General features: G+C 66.6%; 11 protein-coding genes. 1 reads left to right on the top strand and 10 read right to left on the bottom strand.

Annotated features, from left to right (window positions below):
• Window positions 1-230: 230 nt before the first annotated feature.
• From DOS48_RS15320 to ahaH, 9 genes are all read right to left on the bottom strand, one after another.
• Complete coding sequence (locus tag DOS48_RS15320) at window positions 231-929, bottom strand: V-type ATP synthase subunit D (RefSeq protein ID WP_127116587.1); 699 nt, start codon at window positions 927-929, stop codon at window positions 231-233.
• A gap of 203 nt (window positions 930-1,132) precedes the next feature.
• A complete protein-coding gene (locus DOS48_RS15315) occupies window positions 1,133-2,557 on the bottom strand; it encodes a V-type ATP synthase subunit B (protein ID WP_127116586.1) in 1,425 nt (474 codons plus the stop codon).
• Window position 2,558: 1 nt separating this feature from the next.
• The gene (locus DOS48_RS15310; protein WP_127116585.1) at window positions 2,559-4,334 is read right to left on the bottom strand and encodes an ATP synthase subunit A; all 1,776 of its coding nucleotides are present in this window, start codon (window positions 4,332-4,334) and stop codon (window positions 2,559-2,561) included.
• 1 nt (window position 4,335) lies between these two features.
• Window positions 4,336-4,665 (bottom strand): V-type ATP synthase subunit F, encoded by a 330-nt coding sequence (locus DOS48_RS15305; protein WP_127116584.1) that lies wholly within the window; start codon window positions 4,663-4,665, stop codon window positions 4,336-4,338.
• Window positions 4,662-5,708: a V-type ATP synthase subunit C gene (locus DOS48_RS15300; protein ID WP_127116583.1), complete on the bottom strand. Its 1,047-nt coding sequence runs from the start codon at window positions 5,706-5,708 to the stop codon at window positions 4,662-4,664. The genes DOS48_RS15305 and DOS48_RS15300 overlap by 4 nt, the downstream gene beginning before the upstream one ends.
• Window positions 5,705-6,280 (bottom strand): V-type ATP synthase subunit E, encoded by a 576-nt coding sequence (locus DOS48_RS15295; protein ID WP_127116582.1) that lies wholly within the window; start codon window positions 6,278-6,280, stop codon window positions 5,705-5,707. Before DOS48_RS15295 ends, DOS48_RS15300 begins: the two co-directional genes overlap by 4 nt.
• A gap of 21 nt (window positions 6,281-6,301) precedes the next feature.
• Window positions 6,302-6,553: a hypothetical protein gene (locus tag DOS48_RS15290; RefSeq protein ID WP_127116581.1), complete on the bottom strand. Its 252-nt coding sequence runs from the start codon at window positions 6,551-6,553 to the stop codon at window positions 6,302-6,304.
• Between the two features lie 208 nt (window positions 6,554-6,761).
• Window positions 6,762-8,951, bottom strand: a complete 2,190-nt coding sequence (locus DOS48_RS15285) for a V-type ATP synthase subunit I (protein ID WP_127116580.1) — start codon at window positions 8,949-8,951, stop codon at window positions 6,762-6,764.
• Entirely contained in the window at window positions 8,938-9,294 is a 357-nt protein-coding gene (gene ahaH, locus DOS48_RS15280; protein ID WP_127116579.1) for an ATP synthase archaeal subunit H, read from the bottom strand. The genes DOS48_RS15285 and ahaH overlap by 14 nt, the downstream gene beginning before the upstream one ends.
• Before the next feature lie 156 nt (window positions 9,295-9,450).
• Here ahaH and DOS48_RS15275 point away from each other — a divergent pair, with 156 nt between their 5' ends.
• Window positions 9,451-10,953: a P-loop NTPase gene (locus tag DOS48_RS15275; protein ID WP_127116578.1), complete on the top strand. Its 1,503-nt coding sequence runs from the start codon at window positions 9,451-9,453 to the stop codon at window positions 10,951-10,953.
• A 65-nt stretch (window positions 10,954-11,018) separates the two neighbouring features.
• Here DOS48_RS15275 and DOS48_RS15270 read toward each other — a convergent pair whose 3' ends face one another.
• Window positions 11,019-11,990 carry a transcriptional regulator gene (locus DOS48_RS15270; protein ID WP_127116577.1) on the bottom strand — a complete coding sequence of 324 codons (972 nt, stop codon included), beginning with the start codon at window positions 11,988-11,990 and terminating at the stop codon, window positions 11,019-11,021.
• Window positions 11,991-12,120: the final 130 nt, after the last annotated feature.

Raw genomic sequence — 12,120 nt, 5'->3', positions numbered from 1 at the left:
CCGTCGAGGCCGTTCGGCGCTCCGACGCTCGACGGTGGCCGGCGAGCAACGGCCGGTAGTCGTGGGGTGCGATGGGAGTCGTCTACACGACGAGACGTGCGCACGTTTATATACACGACGAGACGCATGCACATCTCAGCGGAACGAAAACAGAAACAGACTACGGAGACGCCGCGAGAGAAACGCAACCGACGGTCGGCAAGCAGACGAGAGTCTCAGAGTGTACGGCGTCAGTCGGCGGGTTCGGGGTCTTCGACCGCCGCGGCCTCGGACTCGGCGGCCGCTTCCTCTTCGGCCTTCTCTTCGGCTTCCTTCTTCGCCTTGATCTTTTTCAGGCGGAAGATCTCTTCGCGCTCCTGCTCTTCGAGCTTCTGCTCGATGTACTCCTGGTTCTCGTAGAGCCGCGGGAGGAGCGTGAACTCCAGCGCGTTCACGCGTCGCTTCGTCGTTTCGATCTCGGTGAGCATCTTCTTCATGGCCGTCTCGACCTCGGCCGCGAGGATGATCTTCTCCAGCAGGTCCTCGTAGGCGTCGGCCGCCTCGTCGATCCGGGCGGAGGAGCCGAGCAGCCCGTAGCCGCGCTCGTCGATGCTCTTTCGTACCTTCGACGACTCGATCTGGGGAACGACCACGCCCATAATGTTCTTCGACTGCGTGGTGATCTCCGGGTGTTCTTTCAGCGCTGCGGCCGCGCCGCGGACGGCGACGTCGCCCTCCATCGCTCGGGCCATGTCGATCTTGCGCTGGGCCGTGTCGTAGGTCTCGGACACGTCGGACCGGACGTCCTGCGCCTGATCGAGGATGTCCATGAACTCCATGATGAGGCCGTCACGCTTCTGTTCGAGGGTGTCGTGACCGCGCTCGGAGAGATCGATGCGGTCTTCGATCGCCATCAGGTTCTTCCGCGTCGGTTTGACGTCCTTGGCCATCTTATTGGGGAAACGTTCCGCACCAAAGCGGATAATTCTTTTCAGTCGTGACGTGCCCGCTCGACCGCGCCACGCCGGACGACCGTCGTCAGACTCGAAAGAGAGGGGTCCTCGGTGACGGGGCGTACCGTCACTCCGTCGGGATCGCTCGGCAGGCTGGCCGGGGGGTGAAACTGCGAAAGAAGTGATCCGGAGCGGTGAGGTTAGTCGGCGGCTTCGACGACTTCGCGCTCGGAGTCGTCCTCGCGGTAGTACTCCTCGATGAACTCCTCGTCGATCCGGTTGAGGGCGTCCTTCGGGAGCATCGAGAGCAGGTCCCAGCCGATCTCCAGCGTCTCCTCGATGGTCCGATTCTGGTCGAAGCCCTGGTCGACGAACTCCGACTCGAAGTCGTCGGCGAAGTCGAGGTACTTGTTGTCGAGCTCCGAGAGCGCCTCGCGACCGACGATGTTCACGAGGTCGCGCAGGTCCTCGCCCTCCGCGTACGCCGCGAACATCTGGTCTTTCACGTCGGCGTGGTCCTCGCGGGTGAGCCCTTCGCCGATCCCGTCGTCCATCAGCCGCGACAGGCTGGGGAGCACGTTGATCGGCGGCTGCAGGCCCTGACTGTTGAGGTCGGGGTCGACGTAGATCTGCCCTTCCGTGATGTAGCCGGTCAGGTCAGGAATCGGGTGGGTGTCGTCGTCGCCCGGCATCGTGAGGATCGGGATCTGGGTTACCGAGCCCTCACGGCCCTGGATCCGCCCGGCGCGCTCGTACAGCTGCGCCAGGTCGGTGTACATGTATCCGGGGTAGCCACGTCGACCGGGGACCTCCTCGCGGGCCGCCCCGATCTCACGGAGCGCCTCGCAGTAGTTGGTCATGTCCGTCAGGATGACGAGGACGTGGTAATCCTTCTCGAAGGCGAGGTACTCGGCGGTGGTGAGCACCATCCGCGGGGTGACCGTCCGCTCGACGGCGGGGTCGTCCGCGAGGTTCATGAAGACGACGGAGCGTTCCAGCGCACCGGTGCGCTCGAAGTCCTCCATGAACTCGTTGGCCTCCTCCTGGGTGATCCCCATCGCGCCGAAGATGACGGCGAACTCCGAGCCCTCCTCGTCGTCGTCGCCCTCTTCTTCTTCCGGCACGCTCGCCTGTCGGGCGATCTGCATCGCCAGTTCGCTGTGCGGCTGGCCGGAACTGGAGAAGATCGGGAGTTTCTGTCCGCGCACTAGGGTGTTCATCCCGTCGATGGCGGAGACGCCCGTCTCGATGAACTCCTCGGGGTACTCGCGGGAGTACGGGTTGATCGCCGCGCCGACGATGTCCTGACGCTCCTCGGGAACGATCTCGGGGCCGTCGTCGATCGGGCGGCCGGAGCCGTCGAGAACCCGTCCGAGCAGGTCCTCGGTGACGGGCATCTTCATCGTCTCGCCTAAGAAGCGAACGGACGCGTTCTGGTCGATACCGGAGGTGCCCTCGAACACCTGGATGGCGACGACGCCTTCCGAGGATTCGAGCACCTGTCCGCGCAGCGTCTCGCCCTGTGCCGTCTCGATCTCGACGATCTCGTCGTAACCGATCGCCTCGTCGACCTCGGCGTACACGAGGGGGCCGCTGATCTCGGTGATTGTCTGATACTCTTTCATGTTAGTACATGCTCCGGAGTTCCTCGGTGATCTCCGCTTTGAGCTCCTCGACGTACTCCTCGTAGTCCTCTTGGACGCCGATCCGGTTGATGCCGGGGGCGGCCTCGGTATCGACGATCTCTTCGACGGGGACGCCGGCTTCGAGGGCGTCGAACGCCTCATCGTTGAACGTCTCGATCGTCGTCAGCATGAGGTACGTCTTCTCCGGGGGACAGAACGTGTCCACCGGGTGGAACGCGTTCTGCTGGAGGTACGCCTCCCGCAGGTAGCGGGCGACCTCCAGCGTGAGCTGCTGGTCGTCCGGAAGGGCGTCCTTCCCGACGAGCTGAACGATCTCCTGTAGCTCGGTCTCCTCGTCGAGCACGTCGACCGCCCACTGGCGCTTCTCGGCCCAGTCGTCGGCGACCTCGTTCTCGAACCACGGGTCGAGCTGGTCTTTGTACAGCGAGTACGACTCGTTCCAGTTGATCGACGGGAAGTGGCGTCGTTCCGCCAGGTCCGCGTCGAGCGCCCAGAACGTCTTCACGATGCGCAGCGTGTTCTGCGTGACCGGCTCCGAGAAGTCGCCGCCGGGCGGCGACACCGCGCCGATAGCCGAGACGGAGCCCTCCGTCCCGTTGACGTTCTCGAAGTAGCCGGCGCGCTCGTAGAACTGCGCGAGCCGGGCGGCGAGGTACGCGGGGTACCCCTCCTCACCGGGCATCTCCTCCAGTCGGGAGGAAATCTCGCGCATGGCCTCCGCCCACCGCGAGGTGGAGTCGGCCATCAGCGCCACGTCGTACCCCATGTCGCGGTAGTACTCGGCGATCGTGATGCCCGTGTAGATACAGGACTCACGCGCCGCGACGGGCATGTTCGAGGTGTTCGCGATGAGCGAGGTGCGGGCCATCAGCGGGTTGCCGTTGGCCGGGTCCTCAAGCTCGGGGAAGTCCTCGATGACCTCGGTCATCTCGTTGCCGCGCTCGCCGCAGCCGACGTAGACGATGATGTCCGCGTCGGCGTACTTCGCGAGCTGGTGCTGGGTGACCGTCTTCCCGGAGCCGAACGGCCCCGGAATCGCGGCCGTCCCGCCCTTCGCGATGGGGAACAGGCCGTCGAGGATACGCTGGCCGGACACGAGCGGCGTCCGGGGCGTCTTCTTGTTCGCGGAGGGGCGCGCCTCGCGGACGGGCCACTCCTGGTGCATCGAGACGTCCGTGCCGTTCGCGAGCTCGGCCACCGTCTCGGTGACGTCGAACGAGCCAGACTCGATGGCGGTGACCTCGGTGGTCTCGCCCTCGTCGAGCGCGTCCGGCGGCACCATCACCTTGTGGTCGATGGTGACCGTCTCCTCGACGACGCCGACCACGTCACCGCGGCCGACCTCGTCGCCGACCTCGACGGTGGGTTCGAACTCCCACTCCTTGTCGAGGTCGATGCCGGGCGCGTCGACCCCGCGATCGAGGTACGGACTGCCCATCTTGCCCTCCAGTACGTCCAGGGGACGCTGGACACCATCGTAGATGGCGTCCAGCATTCCCGGACCAAGGTCCACCGACAGCGGCTCGCCCGTGTTCTCGACGGGTTCGCCGGGGCTGACCCCGGAGGTCTCCTCGTACACCTGAACCGTCGTGATGTCGCCTTCGATCTCGATCACTTCCCCCATGAGGCCTTCGTCGCCAACGTAGACGACGTCGTTCATGCGGGCGTCGAGGTCGCGGGCGCTCACGACCGGACCGCTCACGCTTTGGATTACACCGTGTTCCGTGGTGGTCTCCGTGGATTCTGCTTTACTCATATTAGTCGTCCTCCTCCATCAAGTCGATCCCGATGGCTCGTTTGATCTGGTCGCGCAGCCCGCCGCTGCCGGCGCCGGACCCGCCGAGCGTCACGAGCACGGGCTCGATGCTCCCCTCCACCGCCTCGCGGGTCCCCCGCGAGAGGTGGTCGAGGTCGTCGGTGTGCATCACGATGATGCCCGTCTCCTCGTCGTCGAGGGTTCGTTCGACGGCGTCGTCGAGCCGCTCGTCTTTCTCGTCGTCCGGTACGTCCTCGAACTTCCGCACGCCGGCGAGCCGGAACCCAGTCGTAAAGTCGGGGCTCCCGACGACGGCGATCTCCTGGCTCATGTTATCACCAGCTCCGATTCGATCTGGTCGACCGGCAGCCCGGCCTCCTTCCCGCGGGCGATCGCGCGGATGTTCTCGACCTCGCGCTCCTTGGCGAGGATGTACGAGATGATCGGCGTGATCGACACCGGGTGGATCGTTCCGAGCTGGTCGCCGTACGCCAGCAGGGCGGCGTCGGTCGCGTGCTCGAACGCGATGAGGCTGTCCGCCTCCTCGAGTTCGCGCAGCGCGGGACCGAGTTCGTCGGCGTACTGGCTGTCTCCGATGTACTCCACGAGGTCGTCGAGGTTGCGCGCGAGCCGCGCGAGCGTCCCGCGAGTGAACAGGTCGCCGCCCTCGATGAAGTACTCCGCCGGGTCGATGTCCGCGCCCGACCGGGCGAGCCGGAGGGCGTTCGCGGCGTTTCGGAAGTCGACCTCCGCTTTCAGGAACGCCTCGTACTGGCGGGTCGGCTCGTTGCCGCCGAGTCCCGACAGGAGCCGTTCGTAGAACGCGCGGTCGACGGCGTTCTCGAGTGGCACCAACACGTTCGTCTCCTCGTACTCGGCGTACGCCGCTTCGAGCGGATCGCCGTAGATGGTGTCTTCGAGCACCTCGACGATAGCGTCGATCGAGTCGGCCTCGAGCAGGCGCCGAATCCGGCGGTCGTCGAACTCGCCGGCGCGGATGAGGTCGACCTCGATGGCCGCCTGATCCGCGTTCGTGTAAGCGCCGCGGATGACCGTCTTCACGTTCCAAGCGTCGAACTTCCGGAGGTACCGGGCGATGAGGCCGTACAGCGACCCGTCGCTCCAGTCGAGGATGTCGTCGAACTGGTCGGCGAGGTTGCGGTTCAGCGCGTACTCGATCAGATCCACGCCGTCGTGGCGACTGCCGAGCGCGTTGATGTCCGCGCCGTAGCTCGACTCCTCCATGAACCGGGCGATCTCGGCGGGGCCCATCCGCGTCAGCTTCCGGTACTCTTCGTCGCCGTACAGGCTGCCACGGCGGGCACGAACCCGCGCGACCACGTACTCTGGGTTCGAGCTCCCGGCGGCGCTCATTGGTCGAACAGTCGCTCCGAGATGTTCTTCAACTCGTCGTCCCAGACGGAGTCCAGGATCGAGTCGAACGTGTTGTTCACGCGAACGCGAGAGGTGTCGCTCTCCGCGACGATCCCGCCGAGGCACTCGACTTCGCCGTCGACCGTGGCGTCACGGTCCGCGACGAGCTCCTCGACGAGTTCGACATCTTCGGCGCGGGTGTAGATGGCGACGTCATCGTCGTCGAACTCCGCGAGGGTCGCGTCGAGTAGCGTTTCGGTGAGCTCGCGGCGGTCGTCGCCGTCGAGCCCCTCGATGGCGGCCTCAACGTCGTCGTGGACGTCTTCTAAGACGTCACGGCGGGCGCCGAGTCGCTCTTGTTTGGCCTCGAGCTTGGCCGAAGAGAGCGTCTGCTCGCGCTCTTGGTCGATCTGACGGTCGACCTCGGCGAGCCGCTCCTCACGGATGCGCTCGGCGTCGGCCTCCGCGTCGGCGACGATCTCGTCGGCCTCGGACTCGGCGGCCTCGCGGATCTCCTCTGCACGCGCGCGGGCTTCGTCTCGAACGTCCTCAACGACAGTGTCCAAACTCATTGGTGTGAAAGGAAGTGCCGCTCAGACGATGAAGACGACGACGAGTGCGAGGATGACAATCGTCTCGGGAAGCACCGTCAGGATGAGCCCGTTGACGAAGAGGTCGTCGTCTTCGGCCATCGCACCGACGGCGGCCGAACCGATGCCACGCTCGGCGTAGCCCGCGCCGAGTGCCGCGAGCCCGACGGCGAGGGCTGCTGCGGCGCTAGGATCAGTCAGCGTTCCACCAGTGGACAGTACGGCATTCCCGAGTTCGTTGGTAGCTTCAAGCATTGGTAGTAGTTGCGGTTGCTCGTCTCCGAACAGTTGCTAGTTGCCTCCACAGTGGTCATAAAGCTTCCCAAAACGACCGAATAGCGCGGGAAAAGCGAGCGAAAAAGTAACAACTGGCGAAACGGTCTCCGCCTCGAAACGTCGGGCGACGGAGTCGAACGGTCGGCGAACCGACAGGACTGCCGAGCCGGACGAAGCCCGGACGGCGTCAGTCGTCGTTCGTGGTGTACTGGCGGTCGTAGCCGAACGGCAGGTAGCTGTCGCCGCCGCCCTCGTAGAAGTTCCCGAAGAACTCCACGTACTCGAGACGCACCGCCTGAATGCCGGCGGACGTGACGCCGAGCAGCAGGACGACGATGTGCCCGACGACCGCGACGACGATACCCGCGACGAGCGCGAGGATGCCGACCGCACCGGCTTCCGGGGTGAAGGCGGTCGTCATGCCGGCGAACACCAGCTCCTTGCTGGCCTCCGCTTGCACCTCGTTGACGAGGTAGTTGTTCGTGAAGATGAAGTGGAAGCTCCCTTCGCCGCCCTCGTCGATGTAGGCGCCGAACGCGAGCAGGTTCACGGCGAGCGCCATCCCGCCCTTCGCGAGCAGCACGGCCATGATCCGAGCGTACGAGATGACGTTGACGACCGGCGAGAGCACCTCGGCGAGCTCCGGCGGCTCACCGATGGCGAGCAGGACGATGCCCAAGAGGATCGCTACGATGGCGGCGTACCCGACCGCGACCGGGAAGCCGCCGAACGACACCGCTCCGAAGGTCAGAATCGAGAACGACTCAAACAGGAAGTCCGGCTTCGGACCGGGGACGTGCTGGCTGAAGATCCAGATCCACGCGCCGTTGAGGATCAGCAGCCACGAGCCGCCCTCGTACAGCGCGTGTTTCAGGTCGTGCTGCTGGTAGTTGCTCACGAACGAGAGGACGTGTCCCACGTTCAGGTGTGCGAGCCCGAACAGCACGCTCACGACGAGGAACGACAGCGCCCAGTCGATGTCGGCCGGGGACAGCCCCTTCCCGTCGACGGGCCAGTGGATGTCACCGGGCAGCAGCTGGTAGGCGTGGTAGCCGAACACGTCGATCCCGAAGTATATCCCAAAGAGGATCGTGAAGCCGCCCGCCCACATCGCGACGGCGCCAAGTTCGCGGAACGTCCCCTCGTATCGGCTGTACAGGAACACGCCGATGGCGGCGTACAGCACGCCGTACCCCACGTCGCCGATCATGAAGCCGAACATGAGCGGGAACGTGAGGAAGACCAGAAGCGTCGGGTCGAACTCCGAGTACTTCGGTCGGCCGAACCCCTGTACGAGCAGTTCGAACGGGCCCGCCGCGCCCGCGTTGTCCTGGACGACCGGCGGGTCGTCGTCGCCCTGTGCCGCGTGGCCGCCGTCGGTGGCGGCCTTGGGGCCCGCTCCGCCGTCCGCGACCGCCTCGGTGTGGTGGTCGCCGTCGGGCGTGAACGACGCGCGCTCGAGCTCTTCGACCTCGGCGTGGTCACCGACCGCCTCGGTGATGGCCGTCTTGAGGTCGCCGAACGTCGACGTCGGAACCCAGCCTTCGGCGATGAAGGCGTTCTCTGTGGTCGCAAACGAGAGGGGCGCCTGCTTCTTTTCGGCCTCGATAGTGAGCTGTTCCTCGGCGCGCAGGAGGAAGCCGGCCGCCTCCTCTTTGACCGCGTCGAGCTCGGCGGTCACGTCGTCGAGGTCGTTCTGGAGCGCGTCGCGTTCGCGTTCCAGTTCCGCGACGTACTCGCTCGGGCTGGCCGTCGCCGACGGGACCTCCAGCAGCGCGATGTCGACGCCGACGAGCGAGTCCTGTAAGACCCCGTCGTCGGCGCCGTCTGCGGGTCGCGCGAAGATGGCGACGACGTCGCTGCCGGCGAACACCTCGAACGAGTCGATGCCGTCGGCGTCCGCGAGCGTCGCCTCGACGGCGTCCGGCTTCGCCTCCCCGACGACGACTTCGAGCGAGTCGTAGCCGCCGAGCAGGTCGAGTTCGATGCCCAGATCCGCGAACGGCTCCATCCGGTCGATCTCCTCTTCGCGGTCGCGGATGTCGCTTTTCAGGTCGTCGCGCCGGTCGTTGAGGTCGTTGACCCGTTCGCGCACGTCCGCGAGTTCCGCTTCGAGCGCCTCGTCGTCGAGGTGGCGGGCCGCGTCGGCCTCGCCGCCCTCGACGCCGAGGATGCTCTCCAGCGAGCGGACGGTGACGAGCTTCTCGTTGACCGTCTCCGCGCCGTCGAGCGACTCGCCGGGCTCGAACCCCTCGTAGCGCTCGTCGTAGTCGGTGACGTGCAGGGAGTGGTGTTCGTACGTTGCTTCGATCACGTCGTCGATGACGCGCTTCGAGCCCGTCACCGACACCTTGCTCATCCGCTCAGGCCTGAGCATCCACCGCCTCCTCGGCCTGTTGGTTCACCGCTTCTTCGAACCGTTCGACGGCGTAGTCGACGGCCGTGTCCACGCGGTCGCGGGCCTCGCGTTCGAGCTCGTCGCGGTCGGAGCGACCCGATTCGAGGATCTCCTCGCGGCGGTCCTCGATTTCGTCGCGGGCCGTCTCGAGTCGCGTCTCGGCCTCGGACTCCGCCTCCTCCTCGGCCTCGGCGCGGATCTCGTCCGCGCGCCGTCGAGCCTCTGCGAGGCGCTCGTCGGCGTCCGATTCCGCCTCCGCGATGATCTCGTCCGCCTCCCGTTCAGCCTCCTTGATCCGGTCGAGCACCTCTGGTCTCGCCATACTACTAATCGCCTGAAACTCTACAAGCGATGTATAAGGTGTTTGCGAAAGTGCGCGGGTGATTCGCCCGGATCGAGCAGTCGCTCGCGCCGAAACGCCGCCTCGATCGGTCGATTGCCGCCTACATTTAAGTAGCAGTCGCCGGTCCGTCACCGTATGGTAACGGTGTATGCGGTCGCGTCAGCGAAAGGTGGGGTCGGAAAGACCACCACGACCGCGGCAATCGCGACGATACTGGCCGATTCCGGCGCGGACGTCGTCGCAATCGACGCCGACCTCGGCATGGCGAACCTCGCGGAGGCCTTGGGCGTGAGCGTCGAGGGAGTCACCCTCCACGACTTGCTGGCGGGCGAGGCGTCGCCTCGCGAGGCGGTCCACGAGGGGCCCGTGGGGCTCCGCGTCGTCCCCGGCGCCGTGGCGCTCGACGCGTACGCGGCGGCCGACCCGTCCGGACTCCGCGAGGTCGTCGACGCCTTCGAGGACGCCGACTTCGTGTTCATCGACGCGGGCGCGGGGCTCTCACACGACTCCACGCTCCCGCTCGGCCTCGCGGACGAGACGCTCCTCGTCTCCACGCCCGAGCGGAGCGCCCTCGGCGACACCGAGAAGACCCGACAGCTGACCGAACGGCTCGGCGGCAGCGTCGCGGGCGCGGCGATCACCCGTCTCGACCCCGCGACCGCCGCGAGCGACGCTCCGATCGACGCGGTCGAGCAGTGGCTCGACGCCCCGGTCGTCGGACGGATTCCGGAAGATGTCGCGGTGTTGCGCGCGTCCGAGTCGAGCGACCCCCTGCCGCTTCTCGCCCCCGACTCCGCCGCGACCCGCGCCTACCGCGACCTGACGCGGACGCTCACCGGCGCGACGATACCCGGTCCGGGCCTCGATTCCGTCGACACGGAAGGGGAAGACGAGACGCCGACCGAGAGCGAATCGAGCGACGAGGGGGTTGCGTCGGCCGACGAAGCGGCTGCGTCGACCGACGACCCAGACGAGCGTGAGACGGATGAGGGCGCTGACGCCGCCGAACCGGACGAGCCCGAGGACACCGACGACGCAGGCGATGAGCCCGACGACGCCGACGACGACGACGCCGAGGACGGCGAGGACATCATCGTCGCCGAAGCCGAACGGGCTGGCCTCGGCGAACCGGGCGACGAGGAGGACATCATCGTCGCCGCGGAGTCGCCCGTCGAGACCGACGAGGAGTCGACGAGCGACCCCGAGGCCGAAGCGGTCGACCCCGAGGAGGGGACCGACGCGGGGGTCGACGACGCGAGCGACGCGGAATCCCCGGCGGTCGACGCCGTGGACGGCGAGACAGAGACGGTCGGAGAGGGGCACGTCGACGGCGACGACCTCGAAGCGATGATCGAATCGGACCTCGAACCGGACGCGTTCGACGACGAAACGGAGTCTGCGGCGGCCGAGTCCGAGGAGTCCGACGACACCGAGACGGACTCGGCGACCGGCCGCACGCCGGAGCAGTCGGACATCGACGACGAACTCGCCGGCAGCGTGCCGTTCCGTGACGACGACACCGGAACCATGAACACCGTCCTCTCGGATGACGACGCGGAGGGCGACAAAGCCGACGACGACGAGCGCGACGAAGACGACGACGACGGCGGCTTCTTCAGTCGGCTCCTCGGCCGGTAGCCGGCCGGGCGGCTCCCGAGTAGGTGAGTAGGTAAGTAGGTGAAGAGAGCGCGATCCGTCCTCGCTCAGGCTTCGGACGGCTCTTCCGCGCGGTCGCGAATGAGTTCGCGAATCTCCGCCGGATCGGAGATACCGGCGAGCTCCTCACAGGAGACGAGTGCGGTCCCGTCGACCGACTCGCGTTTCGCGTCCTCCTCGGTGAAGTAGACCGAGCGAGTGCCGGCCACCTCCCCGATTGAGGACATGATGCGCGCGCGCTTCTCCGCCGCCGGCGTGAACGTCGAGTGGCCAGTGAGCACCCGCGTCACCGCGCTCCCCTCGTCTTCGGAGACGGCTTTAAAAGGCGCGCGGGCCGTCGGGTGGACGGTGAAGCCGGCGTTCGTCAACACGTGGAGGACGTGCTCGTCGTCCGGGTCGGTCTCCGGCGCCTTCGGCGTCGGGTCGGCGTCGCGCACGTCGCTCGCACCGCCGAGCACGTCGACCGGGCTGGAGAACGGCTCGTTGAACAGCTCTTCGAGCTGGATCGCCACTTCGATGGAGGCGTTCATCCCGTCCTCGTACTTCGAGACGGTGCGCCGCGAGACGCCCAACTCGGTCGCGAGGCGCCCGAGCGACCAGCCGCGGTCCTCTCGCTCGTCGGCCAGCAGGTCGCCGTCGAGGCTGACGTAGAGGCCGCCGGGCGCGGCGTAGATGAGCGGCGGCATCCCCTCGACGAACAGGTCGTAGCCGGTGTCGGGGTTTATCACCGGGACGCCGTGACGGAAGTAGACGACGCCGGGTTTGAGGTCTTCGTCGCGGGTGCGAACGCCGATGACCATCGGCGTCGCCTGCAGGTACTCCCCGAGTCGGCGCATCTCCGCGCCGGTCTCCGCGTCGAGCGCGTCGACGTTGCCGAGGATTTTCAGCAGCACGAGGTCCTCGCCGCGGCGCGCCGCCACGTCGAAGCTCTTGGGCCGGATCGCACACCGGTCGCTGACGAGGAACCCCGCGTCCTCCAACATCGCGGTGATGTTCTCGATCAGCGCAGTCCGGGTCATACCCGCAGATAAGCCGCTCGCCGTATATATGCATTGTGTCGCTTGCGTCCACACGAAACCGCCGCACGCTTGCGGTTTTCGCGGTTCTCGGTGTCGGCATACTTATATAACGTCGCGGTGCCGCCCGCCG

The sequence above is a fragment of the Halorubrum sp. PV6 genome, assembly GCF_003990725.2.
GTDB lineage: Archaea > Halobacteriota > Halobacteria > Halobacteriales > Haloferacaceae > Halorubrum.
The sequence above is the reverse complement of the archived record's forward strand: the minus strand, read 5'-3'. Positions and strand labels throughout refer to the sequence as shown.

Excerpts from the sequence above, each read along its gene's own strand:
- DOS48_RS15270 (WP_127116577.1), bottom strand. The coding sequence starts at position 11,990 with ATGACCCGGACTGCGCTGATCGAGAACATCACCGCGATGTTGGAGGAC.
- DOS48_RS15315 (WP_127116586.1), bottom strand. The coding sequence starts at position 2,557 with ATGAAAGAGTATCAGACAATCACCGAGATCAGCGGCCCCCTCGTGTAC.
- DOS48_RS15275 (WP_127116578.1), top strand. The coding sequence starts at position 9,451 with ATGGTAACGGTGTATGCGGTCGCGTCAGCGAAAGGTGGGGTCGGAAAG.
- DOS48_RS15295 (WP_127116582.1), bottom strand. The coding sequence starts at position 6,280 with ATGAGTTTGGACACTGTCGTTGAGGACGTTCGAGACGAAGCCCGCGCG.
- DOS48_RS15305 (WP_127116584.1), bottom strand. The coding sequence starts at position 4,665 with ATGAGCCAGGAGATCGCCGTCGTCGGGAGCCCCGACTTTACGACTGGG.
- DOS48_RS15320 (WP_127116587.1), bottom strand. The coding sequence starts at position 929 with ATGGCCAAGGACGTCAAACCGACGCGGAAGAACCTGATGGCGATCGAA.
- DOS48_RS15310 (WP_127116585.1), bottom strand. The coding sequence starts at position 4,334 with ATGAGTAAAGCAGAATCCACGGAGACCACCACGGAACACGGTGTAATC.
- DOS48_RS15300 (WP_127116583.1), bottom strand. The coding sequence starts at position 5,708 with ATGAGCGCCGCCGGGAGCTCGAACCCAGAGTACGTGGTCGCGCGGGTT.
- DOS48_RS15290 (WP_127116581.1), bottom strand. The coding sequence starts at position 6,553 with ATGCTTGAAGCTACCAACGAACTCGGGAATGCCGTACTGTCCACTGGT.
- ahaH (WP_127116579.1), bottom strand. The coding sequence starts at position 9,294 with ATGGCGAGACCAGAGGTGCTCGACCGGATCAAGGAGGCTGAACGGGAG.
- DOS48_RS15285 (WP_127116580.1), bottom strand. The coding sequence starts at position 8,951 with ATGCTCAGGCCTGAGCGGATGAGCAAGGTGTCGGTGACGGGCTCGAAG.